19 protein-coding genes and 2 pseudogenes are annotated in these 22,936 nt (G+C 34.0%); 12 read left to right on the top strand and 9 right to left on the bottom strand.

Annotated features, from left to right (window positions below):
* Positions 1-11 precede the first annotated feature (11 nt).
* The 4 genes from ACLHDF_RS25305 to ACLHDF_RS25290 all read left to right on the top strand — a co-directional run bounded on the left by ACLHDF_RS25305 (position 12) and on the right by ACLHDF_RS25290 (position 3,521).
* The gene (locus tag ACLHDF_RS25305) at positions 12-965 is read left to right on the top strand and encodes a toprim domain-containing protein (protein ID WP_413921321.1); all 954 of its coding nucleotides are present in this window, start codon (positions 12-14) and stop codon (positions 963-965) included.
* Positions 958-1,599 (top strand): restriction endonuclease, encoded by a 642-nt coding sequence (locus ACLHDF_RS25300; RefSeq protein WP_413921320.1) that lies wholly within the window; start codon positions 958-960, stop codon positions 1,597-1,599. Before ACLHDF_RS25305 ends, ACLHDF_RS25300 begins: the two co-directional genes overlap by 8 nt.
* Before the next feature lie 758 nt (positions 1,600-2,357).
* The gene (locus ACLHDF_RS25295) at positions 2,358-2,864 is read left to right on the top strand and encodes a hypothetical protein (RefSeq protein WP_413921319.1); all 507 of its coding nucleotides are present in this window, start codon (positions 2,358-2,360) and stop codon (positions 2,862-2,864) included.
* Positions 2,865-2,960: 96 nt separating this feature from the next.
* The gene (locus ACLHDF_RS25290; protein ID WP_413921318.1) at positions 2,961-3,521 is read left to right on the top strand and encodes a L,D-transpeptidase; all 561 of its coding nucleotides are present in this window, start codon (positions 2,961-2,963) and stop codon (positions 3,519-3,521) included.
* A 68-nt stretch (positions 3,522-3,589) separates the two neighbouring features.
* Here the strand turns inward: ACLHDF_RS25290 and ACLHDF_RS25285 are convergent.
* Positions 3,590-5,150: pseudogene (locus ACLHDF_RS25285) on the bottom strand (IS3 family transposase).
* Positions 5,151-5,305: 155 nt separating this feature from the next.
* Here ACLHDF_RS25285 and ACLHDF_RS25280 point away from each other — a divergent pair.
* From ACLHDF_RS25280 to ACLHDF_RS25270, 3 genes are all read left to right on the top strand, one after another.
* Complete coding sequence (locus tag ACLHDF_RS25280) at positions 5,306-5,524, top strand: hypothetical protein (protein WP_413921317.1); 219 nt, start codon at positions 5,306-5,308, stop codon at positions 5,522-5,524.
* 25 nt (positions 5,525-5,549) lie between these two features.
* Positions 5,550-5,891: a hypothetical protein gene (locus ACLHDF_RS25275; protein WP_413921316.1), complete on the top strand. Its 342-nt coding sequence runs from the start codon at positions 5,550-5,552 to the stop codon at positions 5,889-5,891.
* Between the two features lie 198 nt (positions 5,892-6,089).
* Positions 6,090-6,371 (top strand): AbrB/MazE/SpoVT family DNA-binding domain-containing protein, encoded by a 282-nt coding sequence (locus ACLHDF_RS25270; RefSeq protein WP_413921315.1) that lies wholly within the window; start codon positions 6,090-6,092, stop codon positions 6,369-6,371.
* A gap of 1,155 nt (positions 6,372-7,526) precedes the next feature.
* On the opposite strand, the gene ACLHDF_RS25265 is transcribed toward ACLHDF_RS25270, so the two are convergent.
* The 5 genes and pseudogenes from ACLHDF_RS25265 to ACLHDF_RS25245 all read right to left on the bottom strand — a co-directional run bounded on the left by ACLHDF_RS25265 (position 7,527) and on the right by ACLHDF_RS25245 (position 13,288).
* The gene (locus ACLHDF_RS25265; RefSeq protein ID WP_413921314.1) at positions 7,527-8,018 is read right to left on the bottom strand and encodes a DinB family protein; all 492 of its coding nucleotides are present in this window, start codon (positions 8,016-8,018) and stop codon (positions 7,527-7,529) included.
* Positions 8,019-8,310: 292 nt separating this feature from the next.
* A pseudogene (locus tag ACLHDF_RS25260) lies at positions 8,311-8,967 on the bottom strand (hypothetical protein).
* 1,098 nt (positions 8,968-10,065) lie between these two features.
* The gene (locus ACLHDF_RS25255; protein WP_413921313.1) at positions 10,066-10,629 is read right to left on the bottom strand and encodes a methyltransferase family protein; all 564 of its coding nucleotides are present in this window, start codon (positions 10,627-10,629) and stop codon (positions 10,066-10,068) included.
* Positions 10,630-10,733: 104 nt separating this feature from the next.
* Positions 10,734-12,350 (bottom strand): FAD-dependent monooxygenase, encoded by a 1,617-nt coding sequence (locus tag ACLHDF_RS25250; protein WP_413921312.1) that lies wholly within the window; start codon positions 12,348-12,350, stop codon positions 10,734-10,736.
* 242 nt (positions 12,351-12,592) lie between these two features.
* A complete protein-coding gene (locus ACLHDF_RS25245; protein WP_413921311.1) occupies positions 12,593-13,288 on the bottom strand; it encodes an IS6 family transposase in 696 nt (231 codons plus the stop codon).
* Between the two features lie 390 nt (positions 13,289-13,678).
* On the opposite strand from ACLHDF_RS25245, the gene ACLHDF_RS25240 reads away from it, so the two are divergent.
* From ACLHDF_RS25240 to aspA, 3 genes are all read left to right on the top strand, one after another.
* Entirely contained in the window at positions 13,679-14,791 is a 1,113-nt protein-coding gene (locus tag ACLHDF_RS25240; protein ID WP_413921310.1) for a type II asparaginase, read from the top strand.
* Between the two features lie 481 nt (positions 14,792-15,272).
* Positions 15,273-16,544 carry a cation:dicarboxylate symporter family transporter gene (locus ACLHDF_RS25235; protein WP_413921309.1) on the top strand — a complete coding sequence of 424 codons (1,272 nt, stop codon included), beginning with the start codon at positions 15,273-15,275 and terminating at the stop codon, positions 16,542-16,544.
* A gap of 37 nt (positions 16,545-16,581) precedes the next feature.
* Entirely contained in the window at positions 16,582-18,024 is a 1,443-nt protein-coding gene (aspA, locus tag ACLHDF_RS25230; RefSeq protein ID WP_413921308.1) for an aspartate ammonia-lyase, read from the top strand.
* A 281-nt stretch (positions 18,025-18,305) separates the two neighbouring features.
* Here aspA and ACLHDF_RS25225 read toward each other — a convergent pair whose 3' ends face one another.
* On the bottom strand, positions 18,306-18,500 hold the full coding sequence (locus tag ACLHDF_RS25225) for an IDEAL domain-containing protein (RefSeq protein WP_413921307.1): 195 nt from the start codon (positions 18,498-18,500) through the stop codon (positions 18,306-18,308).
* A 546-nt stretch (positions 18,501-19,046) separates the two neighbouring features.
* Between ACLHDF_RS25225 and ACLHDF_RS25220 the strand changes: the two genes are divergently transcribed.
* The gene (locus ACLHDF_RS25220; protein WP_413921306.1) at positions 19,047-19,922 is read left to right on the top strand and encodes an SMP-30/gluconolactonase/LRE family protein; all 876 of its coding nucleotides are present in this window, start codon (positions 19,047-19,049) and stop codon (positions 19,920-19,922) included.
* Positions 19,923-20,978: 1,056 nt separating this feature from the next.
* Here ACLHDF_RS25220 and ACLHDF_RS25215 read toward each other — a convergent pair.
* Together ACLHDF_RS25215 and ACLHDF_RS25210 are read right to left on the bottom strand one after the other, a co-directional pair.
* On the bottom strand, positions 20,979-21,788 hold the full coding sequence (locus ACLHDF_RS25215; RefSeq protein WP_413921335.1) for a putative protein N(5)-glutamine methyltransferase: 810 nt from the start codon (positions 21,786-21,788) through the stop codon (positions 20,979-20,981).
* Between the two features lie 243 nt (positions 21,789-22,031).
* On the bottom strand, positions 22,032-22,436 hold the full coding sequence (locus ACLHDF_RS25210) for a DUF4430 domain-containing protein (RefSeq protein ID WP_413921305.1): 405 nt from the start codon (positions 22,434-22,436) through the stop codon (positions 22,032-22,034).
* Positions 22,437-22,666: 230 nt separating this feature from the next.
* On the opposite strand from ACLHDF_RS25210, the gene ACLHDF_RS25205 reads away from it, so the two are divergent.
* Positions 22,667-22,855: a gamma-type small acid-soluble spore protein gene (locus tag ACLHDF_RS25205; protein ID WP_413921304.1), complete on the top strand. Its 189-nt coding sequence runs from the start codon at positions 22,667-22,669 to the stop codon at positions 22,853-22,855.
* Positions 22,856-22,936 lie beyond the last annotated feature (81 nt).

Raw genomic sequence — 22,936 nt, 5'->3', positions numbered from 1 at the left:
AGGAGGAGATTATGAAGTCGCGAGATATTGATTTGTTTTCGTATCTGGAAGCAAAAGGCGAAACCTTTGTGAAAGAGGGCAAGTATTACCATCATACTGAACATGATAGTTTACTCATCAAAGGGAACATGTACGCTTGGAATAGCCGGAATGAAACAGGATACGGGGCGATCGGTTTTGCTCAAATGTACTATGGGATGTCGTTCCCACAAGCTGTATTAGATATTAATAAAGGCGATTATAAGGAACTTTCTCATTCTCATGAACAGCAGCCTAGTTTAAAATCAAACGAGCCTTTTCGCTACCCAAAAGAGTTAGAAGTAAAGGATCAAAGTAAAGTAAAAGATTATCTCATACAAGAACGTAAAATAGATCCTCGATTAGTTGACTGGCTCCTTCAAAAAGATTTAATCGCCCAGGATAAACGGAACAACGTCGTGTTTAAATGGCGTGAGTATGGAGGCAAAGAAAAAGTGATTGGGGCGGATCGGCAAGGAACAGCTTTGATAAAAAATAAACGAGGTTCTTTTAAACAAGTCTTACCGAACGATAACCCACATACAGGCTTTTCAATTGACGTTGGTCGTCCAAACAAGATTCATTTCTTTGAAAGCCCCATTGATCTGCTTTCTTATTGGACTATAAAGGAGAATCAATTGCAGAATACACGACTTATTAGTATGAATGGTTTAAAGCCTAAAACCGTTGCTCAATCTTATATCCAAGCTCGAAGAGAAGGCTTAAGCATTAAAGAGATGGTGTTAGCTATCGATAATGACCAAGGAGGAAAAGAATTTATTGACAAAATGCACCAAATCGTTAATGCTGATTTAATAAGAGCAGATATTCCAAAGGGAGCGAAAGATTGGAACGACGAATTAAAGAAGAATGGAAAAAGCATTCAACCTGTAGCATCACGTCTCCGGAATAAACAAACAGAACAGGAGCTTTCAATGAATGGATAAAGTGTTTCAAAGTGTGTTTTACCTTTTTCTTATCATCCTTTTATTTAAGCTTTCTCAATTTGCTTACCGTGTCCTTCGTGAACGCAAGTATAGGGAAGAGTTAGCCCAATCAGGCATGCCTTATATTGATAAAATGGATGGGAGGCAGTTCGAATTTTACTTGCAAGCTCTTTTCCAACAGTTAGGATATAACATACAAGTGACGCCGTCATCTGGTGACTTTGGGGCCGACTTGGTGATGAAAGGAAAGGAAAAGATTGTGATTCAAGCCAAACGGTATAGCGCTAAAAATAGGGTCAGTCTTTCAGCTGTACAAGAAGTATACGCAGCAAAAGCTTATTACAAGGCTAATCAAGCGTGGGTTGTGACCAATAGTTATTTCACGAAACAAGCAAAAGAGTTAGCAGCTGCATGTGATGTAACTTTAGTAGATCGTGCGGATCTTCAAAAGTTTATTAATGAAGTCAATCCAGTTTTTAAGCCACGAGAAATCTTTGAGAACATTACACCAGAACTTCGTAAATGTCCGAAATGTGGCCGAAATCTAATCGTACGAGATGGGAATGGAACTCGCTTTTTTGGATGCTCCTCTTTTCCTTCTTGTCGCCATACAGAAAAAATCAATAAGCAATGAAAAGACCTCTCTTTTATGAGTGGTCTTTTTTATATTTATTTTAAGACACTAAAATTTGCATCCAATGACCAGTTATAAGTTATACGCAAGATAAAAGTTAATTTCGTCAGAGAGCGTTTCTCTGGATGTTGGAAAGTGAAAAATAAATGAATTCTAATTCTTTAAATAAGTTCTTTTCGTATAGATTTTTGCTATGTTGCCCATCCTTCTGAGAGGTGATAATTTTGCTTTTTATTTAGAAGTCACCTATAAATACTTAATGGAATTGTTTTGGAGTATTTGGTAATGAGGTGATGATTTGTCTACATTTTTATGTGCATGTTTTTTTATCTTGCTTATGGGGTTTCATAAGATTAACACTCTACCTAGAACTAAAATTATACCCCTATGGCTTTTCATAATACTTATTTCTGGATTAATAATAAATTCCATTTTCACCAATTTAAATTATATTGCAAAACCAATGAAAGTTGATACATATCTTTCCTATTTAATATTGCAGTATTTAATATTGCCTATAGCTATACTAACATTTATTAATATTTACAAGTTATTATCATTATCTCTTAAAGCATTTATGACTGTGTTTATGATAATAATCTCAACGGTTGTAGAAATATTAGTTGAAAAAGTGGGTGTAATTGAATATATAGGTTGGAATATAGGGTTTTCATTACTTCTATGGTCTTTAGTTATCCTTATTTCAATTGCCTTTTATCATACTATTAACTTTCAATCGTCCAAGAGGGATGGACCTCATGTTTAAACTTCCATTAGAATTTGATAAAAATGAATGGTTTGTTACTTTAACAATGATTTTTTTAATAATAATTTTTAGTATAGTACCTAAATTAATGCCAAGAGGTATGACTCTATCAATACTATTATATTTTTCTGTTCTTGGACTAACTGCAGATATTCTGATTGGAGTGGATTATCCTTTTAATTTTTATAAAATTATGGATTCTTCAAAATTAGAGGTTTTTGATGTGTTAATTTATGGAGTTAATTATACTCTGTATGGTTACTTCTTTTCCTATTTTATTTATAAATGGGAAACAAGAAGAGCTAATTTTTTACTAGTTATACTTTGGATTGGATTATCTACCCTAATAGAATGGGTTTCAGAAAAATTTAACGTGTTTACATACACCAATGGATGGCATATAGGATTGTCTGCCATCTCATATATATTCGTTTATACGTTAAGTGTTATCATTATTAGGTTTTTTATCCGATTATGGAAATATACAGATCCTACTTAGTTGAATTTTAATAAATAAACGTTACAAAAAAAGTACCTATCCATTTGGAGGGTACTTTTTGTTTCCTATAAAAATATAAAAAAGAGGAGAGTTTTTATGAAGAACATTTTTATGAAATCAATGACTGTTCTTACCTTATTAATGGTTGCATTATGTGGAGTAAATCAGGGGAAAACAGAAGCAGCAAGTAAACCAGCGAATCAAGATTTAATCATCATTAACAAGTATTACAACAAGCTTGCGTATTTTCATAAGGGTTATATTGAAATCGTTGATCCAGTAGCAACGGGTAAAACATGGGATAAAACACCAGTTGGCTTTTTTAAAGTGGTAAACAAGATTAAAAACCGGCCATACTATAAAGGACATATTCCTGGGGGCGATCCTCGCAATCCATTAGGAAAACGTTGGTTAGGCTTAAATACTAACGGTACTTATGGTGATACATACGGCATTCATGGTAATAACAATGAAAGCAGCATTGGAAAATATGTAAGTCAGGGTTGCGTGAGAATGCATAATGCAGATATTGAAAAGCTTTATAATAAAGTTCAAGTAGGCACACCGGTTGCAATTACGTATTCCTATAAGAGCTTCGTTGATCTTACGAATGTATACGGGTATAAATTCAAAGGTTACAAGATGAAAAACAACTAATACTCAAGCAGCATTCCGTTATGTGAACTGCCCCCTGTCAAATAGACAGTGGAAATAAATAAAAATTTCTAAACGGCTTCAGCTCTGTATTCTAAGGGGCTAAGGCCGTTTAATCGTTTTTGTAATCGCTCATTGTTATAAAAATATATGTATTCCTTAATTTCTTTCTCAAGTTCTTCATAGGTTTTATACTTCTTTAAATAGTATTTTTCACACTTCAATGTCCCCCAAAAAGATTCCATTGGCCCGTTATCAATACACCTGCCCACTCTAGACATACTCTGTACTACTTTTGCTTCTTCTAACTTCTTTTTAAAGTAAGGAGAAGTATATTGATATCCTCTATCACTATGCAATAGGGGAGTAGCTCCTGGCTCTCTCTTCAACGCTTGTTCAAACGTTTTAAAAACTAAAGGGTTATTGTTGGAAGTACCTAAGACGTAGCTCACAATAGAGCCATCATATAAGTCTAATATCGCACTTAAATAAGCCTTCTCAGATCTTCCATAGCTAAGTTCTGTTACATCTGTTAACCACTTTTCGTTTGGTTTCTTGGCATGGAATTCCCGATTCAGTACATTCTCTGTAATATGCTTAGGTGAACTTGGTTTATATCTTGTTCGTTTACGTCGAATGACAGACTGAATACCAAATAATTTCATTAATCGGTAAACACGTTTGTGATTAATTGGTTGCTTAAATCTTCGATTTATTTTCAATGTCATCCGCCGATATCCATAAATTCCTCCTAGTTCCTCATGTAGCTGTTTCACTTCTTCCACTATTTCTTCATTCAACTTCTCGTTGGTAGATGGAGTGCGTTTCAGCCACTTGTAATAGGCGGAACGTGACACTTTCGCTATTTGGCATAATAGTAAAATAGGATATTTTTCGTTCTGGTGAAGTTCTTGGATGGACATATAGACGTCTATTGAATGGACTTTTCTTAAAATCTCCTCCTTTCGATTTCTTCTAACTTTTTTAAAAAGGCATTTTCAGCGCGTAAGCGCTCGTTTTCCATTTCCAATTGTTTTATTTCTTTTTGATGTTTTTCTTCTGATGTAAGTTCCGATTCTCTTCTTTTTTTTTTCCACGTTTATCGAAGAGCCCACCTTTGCCACCTATCTCGAATTTTTTCACCCACTGATATACCTGTTGATACGAAACATTAAAATCTTCTGCAGTCTGTAGATAATTCTTTCCATTCTCTAAACAATGTTTCGCTATTACCACTCTTTCTTCTAGAGTAGTGGACCGTCCTTTTGCCATAGATTTTCTCATACCTTTCCCCACGTTTTTAAATGCTCTATGGCCATTATAATTCTTGATCCACTTCATTAATACTGAACGGTGAGATATTTCATATTTACGGATTATTTCTGATTGAGAATACTTCCCTGAAAGATAATCAAGGGTAGCCGCCGTTTTTATCTCTATAGAGTATCTTTTCCATTCACTTGAAGTCTGAAGTCCTTCTAATCCATATGTTCGATAGAGATAAATCCATCTATTAATTGTCGCTCTATACAAATCATATTTACTACAAAATTCTCGTGAGGAGACACTTCGCTTTTCATATGCCACGATTATCTCGTATTTTTCTTGTGCAGAATAAGTTTTTCTTCTCATAAAAAAGCCCCCAATTAAGCAAACAGATTTTTTATTTACTCTGTCTACTTAATTGGGAGCATATCAATGACGGGATGCTGCTTTTTCTTTGTCTTCTTTCCATATAGCCCTTATCATAGAAATAGATGAAAAATATGGTGAAGGAGGATATGATTATGCGAGCAAAAATCGAAAAAGCTAGACATGTGTTAATGTTTAAAGCCACAGGGGAGTTTTATGCGCATGAGGTCAATCAAGATAAAATAAGAATGGGTTTTTTTGTATGTCCTTCGTGTGAAGTCACAGTACATTATAAACACGATCATTTCTTTTCCCGTGAACATAAACGAAGTTGTATCTATGTGAAAGAACAATTTAAGAAAAAAGCCTACTAGATAAATGAAGATTCAATGATTTTATATGAGACTACGGAGAAAAAGGGGAAATGATATAAAAAATCATGTTTATCAAAATGGACGCTTAATTCAAACGAATAAAAAGTTTTCAACATTGAAGCAAAAGCAGAAAGAATGGATAACTAACGAATTAAGACAACGCTATATTAGTGCGATCAACTACCCTCACGTCAAATTACACCCCAGGAAACGAGATCAAATTTTAGACGAAGTTTATGGTCTTATTGAAGGAAAAGAAATCTGGATACTTTATGGTGAAGTGAAGAGACACTATTTTAGCAAAATCTCTTCGTTTATTCGTAAGAATAGGAAAATGATGCAAGAAGAAACAAAAGATGAATCATAAGATGTCTAGAGTAGTTATAGAAGGTTGCTATTTTAAACATCCGAAAGACTTGAGGCTACATAAACAGGCTTAAGCCTGTTTTAATACCATTTATATAATGTAGGAAGGAGCACTTGAGGTTCCTTTGTTGGATTGATAAATCTATTCATAGAAAATAAAATGAAGTAGAGCATTGAAGCAAGAAGAGGAGAATATGAAATGAAATCAACAGGTATTGTACGAAAAGTAGATGAATTAGGAAGAGTTGTTATTCCAGTTGAGCTAAGAAAGGTTCTTGCTATTCAAGAAAAAGATTCTATCGAAATCTTTGTTAACGGAAATCAAATTATCCTAAAGAAGTATAAACCTTATAATGAATGCGTTGTGACAGGTGAAGTCACTTCTCAAAATAAGGAATATGCAAAAGGTTTAGTGCTGAGTCCAAGAGGGGTAGAAATTTTAAAGAATGAAATAGAGTTTAAGTTCAATATAAAGGCTTGATTAATACATGATTTTATGCAGTAAAGGTAATTTGTTAAAGGCTTGAAACCTTGATAAATCTATAATGTATAAAATTATGCAAAAACGATAAATTTGGATGTCACGCCATCCCTTGGTACTCAAAAGATGGCGTTTTTATTTGGTTCCTTTAAGTAACATTAAGGTAACTAAGATGATATAGAGTATACAGTGTAAAAAGAGAAAAAAACTCCTGGTGCTCAATCAGAAGTTTTTTTCATAGATTATTGTAGATGAGATGATATCTATCATTTTGGTTAGTTTGTCCCAATTATAAAAATTTATGTATCAACTTAAAACCATTCCTTGATTCTCCTAAGGTCGATTTCAACTAAGCAGCTTGTGAAAAAAAGGATAATAAAAGGAGCAGAAAAAGCGATTAAGAAAGGAATAAAGAGAGAATATATTTTTTTGTTCATCTATACTGACTCCATTTCTCTATATACTAACTTTAACTTTTTCAAAAGAAGCATTTTGTATACATGTATAAGCCATATTTCAATGGATGTTTCCTTTTATTTATGACAGGAGACAAGTTAAGCATACTGAAGTAGCTACATAGTATCTAAAGAATAACTACTTCGTTCGGTAATCAGTATCTACTTCGTTATCGTTATTGCATTAATTGATACAGGTTTTATCCATGGAATAGAGCCAAAGAGGCGGAAGAGCGAAACGATGCCCTATCTTTAAAAAACTTAAAAGGCATACGTATTAAAACGTATGCCTTTTAAGTGAGCTTTCATAAAAAATCCCAAAGAGTAAATATCAGATAATGCATATAGGGTTTGTCGAAAATTATTTTATCAAATATATGTTGATTATTAAATATGGAAATATAATCAATTAAATGGGTTTGGTTGGATTCGGATAGGGAATTAGTTACATTTATTTTTAATGAAGTATTAACTAATAGTGGAGAAACCTAATAATAGCTAATCTTAATGCAACACAAATATATTCCGTTGCATTACTTAAAAGGCGTTTTAATATTTAAGTCGCTTTTTATTTAGGCTATGTTAAATAGTATTGTTGTTTTTTAGGTATAAAATAGGGGAACGCCCGATTTGGACGTTCCCCTTCTTATTCCATTAAAGGCCCCTATAATGGAATAACTGTAAAGCTAATGAAGCTTTTTTAAAAGCTGCGTTTCCCTGCCCAAGCTCCTTGCATTTTACTTAGGAGCATAATTTGCCCAATATGATATGCGTCGTGCAATGCTAAACTCTTCAGTTCAAGCACTAATGATCTTTCTCCAGGAATTTGTCTATACAAATCTTCATGTTCTGATTTTGCTAGTATTTTTTCAAGTTCACGATGAACATAAAAGTATTCTTGTTTTGTTTCCTTCCAATTTTGAACCGTCTCAGTTGGTAAGCGAAATGTAGATTCATTATCTTCTGCCTGTGGTTCATTCGCCGTTTCACCAAGAAATCGCATCAGAAGTCTCTTTTCATAGAAAAGTAAATGACAAACCAATTCCCAAATGGAATTCATTTTCCCATCAACTGGCTTCCAAATTGCCTGTTCAAAAGTAATATCCTCTAACACTTTTTCAAGTGGTGGAAACCAGTCTTCTTCATCTAAACAGCTTGCCCATTGTTGTAACAAAAGTGTCTTTACATCCATTTTCTATTCCCCCCAATTTAATCTCTTTAATAGATAATTTCATTGGTCAAAATTCATTTGTGGCGTGTTGTGGATAGCTATTAAACTAGCTCTTTAACGGAACAATTAATGTTCAATCATCCAGAAAATTACAATGATATTAGTTTATCATAAGTTGTGTTAACTGAGAAAGGACAACTGCCTAAAACTATTTTGGTTATCGTAAAGTTATCTTTTATATGTTTAAAGAACTTCTGATAAAAAACACTATGTTAAGTAGAACAAGAACATATTTAAATAAGTTAAGATTTAATTAACTAAAATTTGGATTATTTAAATTATTATTATTAATAACCACATCTGCCCTAAATTGGGGTTTATGTTCATCTATATAGATTTTTGAAGCTGCATGGTACCTTTTAATAAACATTTCTTCAGATTTTTCATAACTTCCAAAAGCCTGTTCTTCTCGTTTAGCACCTCTTTGTCTAGCTAACTCAAAGTCAGTATCGACGAATATTTTAAAATCATACAGGTCACATAATTGTTTCTTGAATAAAAAGGTCCCATCTACAATTAAAACCATGTCCTTACTGGCTACTTGTATATTGGGTTTAACATACTGATCTGTTGCTAATTCTAAAGAGGCTGTTTGATAATGAAAGGTTCCTCCTGGTCCTAAAGGAATTAAAAGCTTTTGCTTAAAGGATTCATAATCATGAGCATCTTGATAATAGCCAAGAGCCGACTCCTTTCCTTGTCTGTAACGAATACATTTTGGATTATGAAAATGATCTATGCTTGTTCTAATAATACTCACTTTTCTAGTTTGAAGTTCCACAGCGAGTTCATTAGCAAGCGTTGTCTTTCCGGAAGCTGTAATTCCACTGATCCCTACTCAAAAGGGATAGCTTGCTTTTAAACTCAATATTTTATCTGCTAATTCAGAAATAAGTTTTCCTCTTAACATGTAATCTCCAATCTCCTCTCAACGCATTAGTTTCTATATTCTTCTATATATAAGTGAATTCTTGTCGCATCATAATATGTATTATCAGAAATTCTTTAAAAAATCTATTTACTTATTAAAAAAGTTTTTTATAGCTTCCAAACGTATGTTATGGCTACATTCTTCACAAGTATATTTTCCCTTCATATTTTCTTTAACCTGCTTATATCTCAATGTGCCTTCGTACACTCTAAATTTTTGTCTACAACATATACAGATTACTTTATAATAAAAAATCTCAAATTCCTCCTGTTCCAATAATGAATCCTTCTGGAGCCCAACTAGAAAATGAGCTTTTACTGAATCAAATGTACTGCATAAAAAACAGTACGTTTGTACATACCCATCCATACTAAAAAATTTATTTATTCATCACATAAATATGATATATTTGTAGAGAAACTAATTGTTTTTTGCGAATTTCATCTAATACTTAAAATAAAAGGCTCCATCATTTTAGAATGGTGGAGCTTTTTATTTTGTTAATGTCCAGTTTCGTCCTACATAGATAGTACCAAAAGGTACACCTTTTTAGGTGCCGAAAAAATCAATGGTGAAACGTCTATTTAATTTTAAAAATAGACGTTTTTGCACGCGCAAAAAGTAATTAACCTTTATAGATGATATATCATATTCAATTTTAGTTACCATAATGTGAGTTACCGAGATAACAAAAAGAGCCCTTATTCCATGAGGACTCTTTTCATCTATAATTAAATTTTTTGAAATGTATCAATTGATGAAAGCAATTCTTTTAAATCATCAACTGCATGCTCATCAGTAAAATTCTATCCCCAAAAACATCCTTTTTCCAAAACCTACGTTAAGACATTTTTGGAAATAAAACCCTGATTTATCTACGCTAAGTAGAAGAATCAGGGTTTTATTTTGCCTTCTTATTTTCAAAATTTCCAATTTCCAAACACTATCACCTTAAACTAACGCACCCGTTTGGTTAAGTACATCTTTCCACATTCTTCATTTTTTTGGCTATGTTAATCTTCCACTTTTATTTTTAATATGAATGAAAGACGTACCCTTTTCCACCAACAACTAACGCTAAAGGTATTTACGAACTTTTTTACAGTATGCTTCGTATTCTTCACCGTAAATCTTTTTCAAGGATTTTTCTTCAAGTTGAACCTGACGATTAAATAGCCAAACTCCAGCAAATACGTACAGTAATAATATCCAGTTTGGTAAAATCAAGAATATCCCTATTAAAACAAATCCAAAAGCTGTGTAAATGGGATTACGGCTAATTGCAAAAACACCTGTTGTTATAAGTTCACCTGGTTTTTCTTCATCAATTCCAACTCTAAAACTTTTCCCAAATGAAATTATGCTTAACGAGAATAATACTAAACCCATCGTGCATAAAACTACACCTATCCAACTAAAGACTTCACTGCTAAATAGTTTGGTACCTAGTTTTGGCAAGTCAAAAACACTAGAGAAAATAAGATAAAAAAACAGTAATGCAAATGGGATAATAAAGAAATCTTTTTTATCTAGCTCACCAAATTTAAAAGCTTTAATTCCCTTTTTTCCCAACTGTTTAGCACGAATTATAACCATTATCATCATTAAAAGTAATGATATGATTGCAAAATATCCTTGCATAACTTTCCCCCATTATTAACTATCCTACATTCTCTTTAATATTTATTACCTACTTATTACATATGGGTATTTTAACCAATTTTAAATCAGGCGTATTAGTTTATTTACCATAGTATGCTAGTCATGACCTGTTTAAGAATTAGATGAGGATTTGATACTCCCTCTTTTGTACGCCATGCTACAAAACCGTCAGGTCTTATCAATACGGCTCCTTGAGACGTAACATCGTACATTTCTTCCCAGCTATCCTCACACTCAATACAATCTCCTTGTGAACCGATACCATAAACATTAATAGGGACACCTAAGTGAGAAGATACATTCCGAGCAGCAATGCGCCAAGAGCTATTATCTTCTCCCGTAAGTAAGACGAAATCTTCACCTATTAAATCTAAGGTAGATATACACTTACCTTGATACTTCAACCACATATGTGGAGTACGTGTACCTGGTCTTCCGTTTAGTTCTAATTGATCCATTCTATGTGTTATAGCGAAATCTTCATTGATGATGGCAGTTGAGCTATATTTATACCCTACAGTAACTGCAAGATGATCCATATTATTGAGGGTACTTACACCTTTCTTTATAACACTGAATAATAAATCACTGGCATATTTCGTTGTTACTTCTGCAGCATAGTGTCTTTCATTATGATAAGTTTGGAGCAAACGTGGATGGGCTTGTTTGTGTATCACTGCAGCCAGCTTCCAAGCTAAATTATGAGCATCTTGAATACCTGTATTCGAACCAAATCCTCCGGCAGGTGGCATAAGATGAGCTGCGTCTCCAATTAGAAAGACTCGATTATCTTGAAAACGAGTGGCTGTCTGTTCTGCAGCCGCCCAAGGTAAAATACTGAAGATGACAATATCAAGATTTGAAACTCCTATAGCTTTTTTTATAATCTCACAGCATCGCTCTTCAGAAAAATCTTCCGGACTTTCTCCGTGTGAGGGATTATAGGCCACGTGGTAAACCCATTCATCATGATTATTAACGGTGATGAGCGCACCAAATACTTCTGGATTTAGGATTTGAATCCAACCAAACTGGCTACCTTTCAGAAAATGACTTAGATCAACCTGAAAATAGATATTAATATAATGTCCACCGATGACGCCTCTTCCTGTAGTTGGAATTTTTGTATGTTGACGAATTGTGCTTTTAGCACCATCTGCCGCAACTAAATAATCACTTCGGATCATTTCCTTCATTCCTGTCGCTCGATTCATTATAGTGGCTGTTACCCCTAAATCGTCTTGTTGATACGCTATAAGTTCAGTATTATAGCGTATATAACCCTTTCCTTTTTTAGCAGCTTGAAGAAGGATAGGTTCTAATTCCATTTGATTACAAGATGCTGGCTTTGAAGGGCTAACCTTTTCAAAATTTTCTATTCTCTCTTTGTCAATAGCCCTTTGGGAGTTCTCCGCAGTCTCTAATTTCTTAGGATCTATGCTTTCGATTGTCTCTACAGCAATCCTTCCGCGAATATTATCTAACGGTTTACTAGCAGTACGGATAGCTGCCTCTAGTCCAAGTTGTCGAAATACTTCCATCGTACGAAATGTAATCCCTCCGGCTTTTGGATGCATAGCTGTCCCAGCGTGTTTTTCAATGAGTAAATAATCAACATTATGACGTGCTAAAAAAAGAGCAGAGGTGAGTCCACTAAGACCCCCCCCCACTATTAAAACAGGAACATGTTTGTGTGTCATAGAAATTTCCCCTTCAATTTTATATGTACCCATGGGCATTACTGAATTCAGTAATCAAACTATAATATAAAAAAAAATGAAATTGTAGACTTTTTTTAGGTTATGTTTTATAATGATAATAGAGTACGCCCCAAATATGGGGCGTTTTTTTTGCTATAACCTTTTAAAAAATACTTATTAAGGTTCTGGTGCAAAATCATTTTATATAAACCTAGAGAACCAAGTTCCTTTAATTTATTAGCTTATGAAACTATTCCAAACAATCTATGAATGAATTCTTTTTGATTTAGGACAGACTTCTTCTCTTGAAGAGTCTGTCCTTTTTTGATCATGTGCATAGCCTCTATCCCTGCAATAATCTGTTTTGCAGTTCGTAAAGACTTGAATCCAAGCATCGGATAAACCCGTTTTTTAATAAAACGATGATCCTGCTCTACGATATTATTGTTCCTTAGTTGGATGCCTTCAGGCATCTGCTTTTCTTCTTTTAATTCCTGAATCGCTATAGGATAGGCGGGGTTCTTATCTACTGTGATTACACGAGGTTTAGAAACATACAAAAAAGCCAAGGCTTTCTTAAAGAAGTGCTTGGCTGCTTGTTTATCCCTTGATTCACTTAGGTAAAAGTCAATGGTATGCCCTTTTGAATCGACTGCACGGTATAAGTACACCCATTTCCCTTTTACTTTAATATATATGTCATCCACTCTCCAAGAGTCATTTGTTGACTTAAGATGATGTCGTACTCGTTCGTCTAATTCTGGCGCATATTGATGAACCCAGCGCATAATGGTTGTATGAGCGATAGATAGTCCACGCTCTTCCAGCATTTCAACTAAATCACGAAAACTGAGGTTGTACCGTAGGTACCACCTTACGTTTAATAAAATAATAGCAGGCTGATAATGTTTCCTTTTAAATAACTTTTGCTTTTCCATACTGATCACGCTCCTTTTTTAGAGTAATAGTATCAGTATATCCAAGTTTTAGAGATTGCTTACAAGTGAATTGGAGTTTTTGCACTAGAACCTTATTAAAAGTATCATCGGAAAAGCTAATGAATAAACCTTTAATAGTCTTTTTTCATGTTACTCTAAATTTGTAAATATAATTTTAAAAAAATTTATAATTCTTTTGTTGTTTTCTGTATGATTATGTAGTTCCTATTATAGATTAAAGCTATGTTCTTGTTAGACACAAATGAAAACGCTTAATTAAGTTGCAATGGAGGAGTTCCTAATAAACAAAAAACTGTACAGAAAAAATTGCTTTCATATTATTAGTACTATATTACTTATAAATTTTCTACTTAAAGGAGACAGATAACTATGAAACTAAAAAAAACTCTAGGAATATCCATTTTATCAGCTACATTATTATTTTCAGGAATTGGTCTATCTGCTAATGCAACAACCAAAAATCCCACAACAGTCGTAAACCATTCAGAAAAAAAAGATTTACCTAACATAAAAATTTTAGCTACTGGTGGTACAATTGCAGGTTCCTCTGATAGTGATACAGCCACAACTGGATATAAAGCAGGAGCTCTTGGTATTGAAACATTAATAGAAGCCGTTCCTCAGATGAAAAAATTAGCAGATGTTAGTGGGGAACAGATTGCAAATATCGGAAGCGAAAATATGGATAATTCAACATTATTAAAGTTAGCAAAGCGAATTAATACTTTATTAGCCTCAAAGAATGTTGATGGAATTGTAGTGACACATGGAACAGACACTTTAGAAGAGACGGCTTACTTTCTAAATCTAGTAGTAAAAAGTGAAAAACCTGTTGTTATTGTTGGTTCAATGAGACCAGCTACAGCTATAAGCGCAGACGGTCCCTTAAACCTGTACAACGCAGTGGAGATTGCTTCTAGTAAAGAAGCAAAAAATAAAGGAGTTTTAGTATCTCTAAATGATCGAATTGGTGCAGCTCGCTATATAACAAAAACAAATACAACAGCAACGGATACGTTTAAATCTCCTGAACAAGGATATGTTGGAGAAGTTGCTGGGGGTAAGGTATTCTTTTATAATGAACCTACTCGTAAACATACGACAAAATCAATTTTTAATGTGTCAAAACTTGATAAACTTCCTCAAGTAGACATTCTTTATACATATCAAAATGATAATAGATACCTTTATGATGCTGCTGTAAAAGCAGGGGCAAAAGGAATAGTAGTAGCAGGGTCCGGAAATGGATCAATGTCTGATGCTGCTCTATCAGGAGCTAAAGATGCTGTTAAAAAAGGGGTAATCATCACTAGATCTAGCCGTGCCGGTAATGGGACTGTGACTCATGAAGCTTCAGATGATAAAGATAAGTTTGTCACGTCTGATTCGTTGAACCCTCAGAAAGCGCGTATTCTCTTAATGCTTGCCCTAACTAAAACAAAGGATCCTAAAAAAATCCAAGAATATTTTAATGAATATTAATAAGCAAAAAAGAATCCTTTGCTACAAATAGCAAAGGATTTTCAAATTTATTGAAATAGGGGAACATGTTATTAGTTTAGTCAGTTTTATAGACTAATATACAGAAGGAGGTAAAAAATCTAACCTTTCACACATAGACACAATCATTTTTAAGTTGGCACTGTGTATAGAAAACCGATTCACTTCATCTTTGTAGTTTGCTTGTTCTAATAACTGTGATATGTCTAAGGGAGGAGGGGTTAACATGCCCACTTATACACGTCTCTTCCGTTTTGAACCACCTTCCAACTATAACGTAAAGGTTGGCTATGCGTAATTCAAAAAAATATTAAATCTTATAAATACTTTATTTGCCTTTTGTGTGTTCCTGTAGATTTCTGTTGTATTTTGTAGATGATATTATAGACTAGGCTTAACCTTACATTACAACAAAAAATGAATACCTTGTTTTAATGTAATAGGAAATGAAAGGGGTTACAACATGAAAAAATTCGGATTAGCTACACAGATTTTTATTGGTCTTGCGTTTGGGGTTGCGATAGGTGCTGTTTTTTATGGAAATAGTACGGTGATGGCCATTCTTCAACCTCTAGGTGATATTTTTCTTCACCTCATTAAAATGATTGTCATTCCTATCGTTGTATCAGCACTCATTGTATCTATAGCTGGCGTAGGCGATATTAAAAAGCTCGGAAAGCTAGGTGGAAAAACGATTCTTTATTTTGAAATCGTTACCACAATTGCACTTGCTATTGGTTTATTAGCCGCCAATATATTTCATCCAGGCACTGGTATAGATATGGGGAACCTTGAGAAGGGTGATATCTCTAAGTATGAAGAAACATCTAAAACAACTGAGAGTACAGGTATAGCAGCTCAAATCGTTCATATTATCCCAACTAATATATTCCAATCGTTGGCTGAAGGAAATTTATTAGCGATTATCTTTTTCTCAGTTTTATTCGGTTTAGGAGTTGCAGCAATTGGAGAAAAAGGCAAACCGGTCTTAAACTTTTTTGAAGGTGTACTGGAATCTATGTTTTGGATGACAAACTTAGTTATGAAATTTGCCCCATTTGGCGTATTTGCTTTAATTGGTTTAAATGTGGCAAAGTTTGGAATTGGTTCATTAATCCCTTTAGGAAAGCTAGTACTCGTTATATATCTGACCATGATATTCTTTGTTTTTGTAGTATTAGGTATTATTGCAAAAATGGCTGGAACGAATGTTTTAGTACTCATGAAAATCTTAAAAGATGAGTTAATTTTAGCGTTTACAACCGCAAGCTCTGAAGCAGTATTACCAAGGTTAATGACTAAAATGGAGAACTTTGGTTGTCCGAAAGCTGTCACATCATTTGTTATTCCGACAGGATATACCTTTAACCTTGATGGATCATCCATTTACCAAGCAATTGCTGCCCTTTTCATTGCACAAATGTATGGCATTCATTTATCTTTCATAGAACAAATTACACTTTTACTTGTGTTGATGTTGACTTCCAAGGGAATGGCAGGAGTTGCAGGAGCATCATTTGTTGTTGTATTAACAACGCTGGGGTCAATGGGGTTACCTCTAGAAGGTATGGCATTCATTGCTGGTATTGACCGCATCTTAGATATGCTTCGTACATCTGTCAACGTAATAGGTAACGCATTAGCTGCTATTGTGATGTCTAAGTGGGAAGGCGGATTCGATAAAGAAAAAGCAAAGCATTATACAGATTCTATTAGAAAATCGGATGTAGCTTAAAATAATTTATTTGTTTATAAAGAAGGAGATCAATATTATGACAAATATAGGAACACTTGAAAAACAAGATGTAAGAATTGAAAAAGATTTCTTAGGAACGAAAGAAGTGCCTGTCAGCGCTTATTATGGTATTCAAACATTACGTGCAGTTGAAAATTTCCCAATAACAGGTTACCGAATTCACCCGGAACTCATTAAAGCATTAGGAATTGTTAAGAAAGCTGCTGCTCTTGCTAATATGGAAACAAAAAGGTTATATGACGGGTTGGGTAATGCAATTATTGAAGCAGCAGACGAGGTTATTGAAGGAAAAAGAAACGATCATTTTATTGTTGACCCGATACAGGGTGGTGCAGGGACTTCAATGAATATGAATGCAAATGAGGTTATCGCAAACAGGGCTTTAGAGTTACTTGGTCATAAAAAAGGTTCTTATTCTGATTTAAGCCCTAACAGTCATGTAAACATGTCACAATCAACAAACGACGTATTCCCAACTGCTATCCATATTGCAACCCTTAACCTGTTAAATAAGTTACTAAAAACAATGCATTATATGCACAGTGTATTTCATAAAAAGGCAGAACAATTTGATCATATTATAAAGATGGGACGTACTCACCTACAAGATGCCGTTCCAATCCGTCTTGGTCAGGAATTTGAATCATATAGCCGTGTTCTTGAGCGCGATATGAAACGTATTAAGCAATCCTATGGACATTTATATGAGGTAAATATGGGAGCAACTGCAGTAGGAACGGGTTTAAATGCCGATCCAAGTTATATCGAAAATGTTGTAAGATATCTAGCAAATATCAGTGGTTTACCACTTAAGAATGCCGATCATCTTGTAGACGCGACTCAAAATACAGATGCTTATACAGAAGTTTCTGCAGCATTAAAGATTTGTATGGTAAATATGTCGAAAATAGCGAATGACTTACGTCTAATGGCATCTGGGCCCCGTGCAGGACTAGCAGAAATCACTTTGCCTGCTCGTCAGCCAGGATCTTCTATTATGCCTGGGAAAGTTAATCCGGTCATGCCAGAAATGATTAACCAGGTTGCCTTTCAAGTTATCGGTAATGATCATACAATTTGCTTAGCTTCTGAAGCAGGTCAACTTGAACTTAATGTTATGGAACCTGTTCTTGTTTTTAATTTACTTCAATCAATTAGCATCATGAATAATGCTTTTCAAACATTTACGGATTATTGCCTACAAGGGATTGAGGCGAATGAAGAACATTTAAAAGAATACGTAGAAAAAAGTGTAGGTATTATTACGGCTATTAATCCTCATATTGGATATGAAGTGGCTGCTAGAATCGCACGAGAAGCAATACTAAAAGGTGAATCCGTGCGTGAGCTATGCTTAAGGTATGATGTTTTAACGGAAGAAGAGCTTGATCTTATTTTAAATCCCTTTGAAATGACTAATCCAGGGATTGCTGGAAATTCTCTTTTTGATAGAGAGTAAACGGGTTTTGATACGAAGTGAAATTCACTACTATCATCTTTTTGATTCTCTAATTAAATACTATTAGTAAAATAACTGTTGATTCATTCGAACTGCACTCTCATTGTCAAGCAAAACCAATAATGAGAGTGCAGTTTTATACTTTAATAATTAAGTTACTCTCTTCTTTTATATTTCAAACAATCTCAATAATGGTCCTTAAATGCAAATTAAATCTTAAAACCTTTGCTTACAATAGAAAGGCTTCTTTTTGACGAGTTTCTTCTATAATTATATTGTCTTTATTCAGATTTAAGTTTCTCTGTTAAACGTAAAAAAGCTTCTTTATCTTTATTTTTTAAAGAATGATCAATTTCTTTAAGAATTTTCCTTTTTTTGAAGTTCTTTATAACTTGATTCAGAAACAATTCAGTTAACATTTCATCACGTAAATTTGGATCCATTCGGTCCATTTCATTAAGTGCATTATTTTCCATAAAACGTCAACCCCTTTATTTTTTCCTCTTTTTCAAACAGTATTCCCTTTTGCACTTTTTATCCAAAGTTGATAGATGAAGTGAGACATAGAATAATATGTAACATGCATGATTACGCTCCCATTTTCTTTTAGATTTCTTTCATATGCCTTGAATTAGATAAAAAAGATAAAAACTAACTTTTGAAGACCAATGTCTTATTGATTTTATATGTCTATTTAGACATTTAGTACCTTATTAGTAACATATAACTTTAGTTTGTCTCATACATAGTAACACACAGACTTTTTAACTGAGATTATGTGTTTGGCATCTCATTGTGGACTCCGTTTAGTCTGTGATGACCAAACTATGTATTGAGGATAATATCATATTAAAATGGTGGGATTGGCTTAAGTTCATAATATCTGAATCTCTTAAATTGCATGTAATTTTAGATTATTGTTTACATCCATAATCTATGAAATAAACGAAACTCCTTAATAGATAAGGGAGTATCTGTAGAATAATTAAAGGTTGAAATTCAGCCTTTAAGGGAGGCAAAGGATGCATTCAATTCAATTGGTTCTGAATACAAAAGCTGAACTGGGTGAGGGACCGAGTTGGGATTCACGCAGAAAAGTGTTGTATTGGGTGGATATCACAAGGCAAAAGCTGCATTTATATAATCCTACAGACAAGGCACATACGACTTTTGATACTGGACAGTATATTGGCTCAGTTGTTCCCAGAAAATTGGGTGGTATTGTAATGACACTAAAACATGGGTTTTATGCCTACGAATTCGAAACAAAGAATATGGAATTGATTGGCACCGTCGAGTTAGATAAGCCGAATAATCGATTTAATGATGGAAAATGTGATGCAGCTGGACGTTTCTGGGCGGGTACTATGGGACATGACTCGAGGCCTAATGTCGGAGCACTTTACTGCCTGGATACTGACTGGAGTATTAAAAAGGTGTTGGATAATATTGGGATTTCAAATGGTATAGCCTGGAATCCAGACAATTCAATAATGTACTATATCGATTCGCTGACAAATAAGGTGATGGCTTACGATTATGATTTAACAACTGCAACAATTAGTAATCCGCGGGTTGCCGTCTCAATCCCCCATAGCTTCGCCTTCCCTGACGGCATGACGTCCGATGAGGAAGGAATGCTTTGGGTCGCGATATGGAACGGTAGCGCTGTAACAAGGTGGAATCCGAAGACCGGAAAGCTTCTTGAAACCGTGCATGTCCCTGCAACACGCACAACTTCCTGTGTATTTGGCGGAGACGATTTGCAAGACCTCTATATTACATCTGCTCGAATTGGTTTAGAAGAAAAAATATTGGCAAAAGAACCCTATGCTGGTGGATTATTTGTTGTCAATACCAAAGTAAGAGGCCTTCCAACATATGCTTTTGGAGGTTAATCCTTATTAAGCAGTATGAGAACACACAGAAATTATCCAACTTTTGTGGATCTGTAATCTTACAGGAAGTAGTTTTCTTACTCAAACACAGGTAAATGCAGCAAAGGACAAGGTACACACAAAGTTGCTATCTCAGGACATTGGTGAAAAGAAGCTCAAGGACTAGTACGATGGTTTTTGAACTTCTTTTTTATTCCTTCTATAAAAATACATCTCAAACACACAGACATTGATATACCACAAATTAAAAATCTTGTTCCTTCCATATCAGCCCAGTTTCTTGCTCTCTTTCCAACATCTTCATGACCTAGTTCCTTTTGAATTTAAAAGATGTCTGCTCCTCACAGCTTACTGTAGGTGGCATAAAACCTCTCCTTTTATGGATCGTGTCTTCTTATTCATACCTCTTTCTGATATTAAGTATCAAGGTAGTTTCTTCTCTGTTTAAGACAAAGTATGTCTTCATATATATATATTCAATAAAGAACCTCTAAATAATACTTGTAACATAAATCGCGGTTTTAAAAGTATTAAAGGTACTAATTAAATATAAAATCTTTTTACTATTAAATATTTATCTAAATATACTTCTTATAATTATTGCTTATTTATTATTTCTTCTATAAAAAAGAAAGTATAAACTTATTTTCTATAAATATAGTATATCATTTATACACTTTGTAGAAAAAGGTGCTATTTGTCGTCAGTTAGAGTAAATGGTAAAACCATTATTTTTATAACTAAGTTTATTATTTTACCTCTTTATATTAAAAACGTTTATTTTGTATTTCCGATTAATTAATCTTATTAAAAACACATTAACGTCAAATAATTATACACTTTCTGTTTAGTTATCATAAATACAGCAATTTCTTAAAAGGGAAGTAGAAGATAGATTGATATATTAAAACAAGTGGAATCTCCTATTTGTCTTCACTAAGAGTAAATAGTCAAACTGATTATTTTTATAAAATACTTTCTGATTTACTTAACATAAAATGCATTACCACAAACATAAATAAAAGCCTAAGAACTTATATATTCTTAGGCTTTTATTTACGTTAATATTTCACAGTTCATATTCATTCTATTGGTCTGGGTTCCAATTACAACTGTGACATCTAGTTCGAAACAATTTTCCACTTTAGGAATTAGCCCATTTTCAGCAAATATCTCAGCCGTTTGCAACGCCTGTTTCTGGCTAGTCTCGACAAGAAGATGACCACCGGGTGCCAGCCATTTTGGTGCTTCAGCAGCTACCCGTCGCTGGACGTCTAGTCCTTTCTCCCCTCCATCTAATGCCGCCCTTATCTCATATTTGCGCGCTTCTTGGGGTAATAACTCGATTGACTTTGTAGGTACATATGGAGCGTTTGCGACTAAGATATCGACACGGTTATGCAATGCAGATGGGAGGGGATGATAGAGATCACCTTCATACACGTTGCCACCAACAAAGGTGGTATTGTGACGGGCACATCTTACTGAAGCTGGATCGATGTCGGTTGCATACAATTCAATGTAACCTATAATTTTGGCCAACGCCACGCCCACTGCGCCTGTACCACAACATAGGTCAACTATGACAGATCCTGGAGTAGCAAGGGAAGATGTCTGTTGAACAAGAAACTCGGTGCGACGGCGTGGTACAAAGACTCCTTGTTCTACTTTTATTCGCATACCACAGAAATCTGCCCAACCAACAACGTGCTCAAGGGGAAGACCATTTGCTCGCTGTTCCACCATGTCGATGAGTGTGTCCAATGTCTGTGCCTCTGAAATAAGTAATCGAGCCTCGTCTTCTGCAAAAACACAACCGGCGGTTCGAAGCTTGTTTATTATATATTTTTCTGTTTTCTTGTCGATATAATAATTAATCTGTTTTTCCATTTATTTCACCATTCCAAATACCTTATTAAAGTTATTACCATTGATAACTAATTCCTTGAAAGTTAGAGAAATCCTTCTTCAACTATCCTTTAATAAAATAAGTAAGGTGTGTATCGTATAGTTACCATAATGTGCGTTATCAGAAATTATAACTTACAAAAAAGCAGTTGGAATAATAACCAACTGCTTTTTGTAGGATGTTTTAATTTTCTATGTTATTCACTTTAAAATTTCTTGGTTATCCCAATTTTTCAAAGCCCATACTACATCATCATTTTCATTGAGCGTAACTTCATCTAAACCTAACTCTATAAAATTCCTGTTTACAAAAACAGCCCAATGTATATTTTTCTTTGGAATTGAATGGATACCATTTATAGATGTAATATTCCCTTGGGATTCTTCTATGTTAAAGGCCCTTTTTGTTACTTCATATAATGTCTCACCTTCTTGAAATGAAACTTCTTTTGAAGCAATCGTCTCGTTTTTATCATTTACAATTCTAAAAGTACTCGTCATCTCAAATGCGTGCGTAGGGGAATAAACAAAAAAAAGGAATAGTGGTAAAGATATTAATATCTTTTTAATAAGCATTTTTGAATCTCCTTTTAACGTATTTTTCATATTATGAGCACTTTAGTGAAAATTATAATTTTTAAATATAGTTTAGTGTTTGATACGCAACAGAAAAAACTCCCTGGTGTGTTAGGGGGATTTTTTCTGCTTTTCTAATGAATATCATATACGAACTTAGTTACCATAATGGATTTTATCGGCAATCATATATTCCTTAAAAGCTTTTTAGAATAGTTACGATCTCCTTGGGTACATTAATTTTTGTGGAGGTGATTGTAATGAATAACAACCAACAGCCAAACAAAACTTCTGCAGGAACAAACGCTGCAAAGGTAAAACAACAAAATGCTGCATCTGCATCTAAAAAATTTGGAACAGAATTTGCTAGTGAAACAGATGTACAAGCAGTAAAACAACAAAACTCTCAAGCAGAAGCTAAAAAAAATCAACAATCTAGCCAACAATAAAGTTAACAAACAAAGGGTATTTCCATAATCGTCGGAAATACCCTTTATTTCTGTTTCATAACTAAAAGCATGAATAAAGCT

Source organism: Priestia megaterium (assembly GCF_046599315.1).
In the GTDB taxonomy this organism is placed as follows: Bacteria; Bacillota; Bacilli; order Bacillales; family Bacillaceae_H; genus Priestia; species Priestia megaterium_F.
The sequence above is the reverse complement of the archived record's forward strand: the minus strand, read 5'-3'. Positions and strand labels throughout refer to the sequence as shown.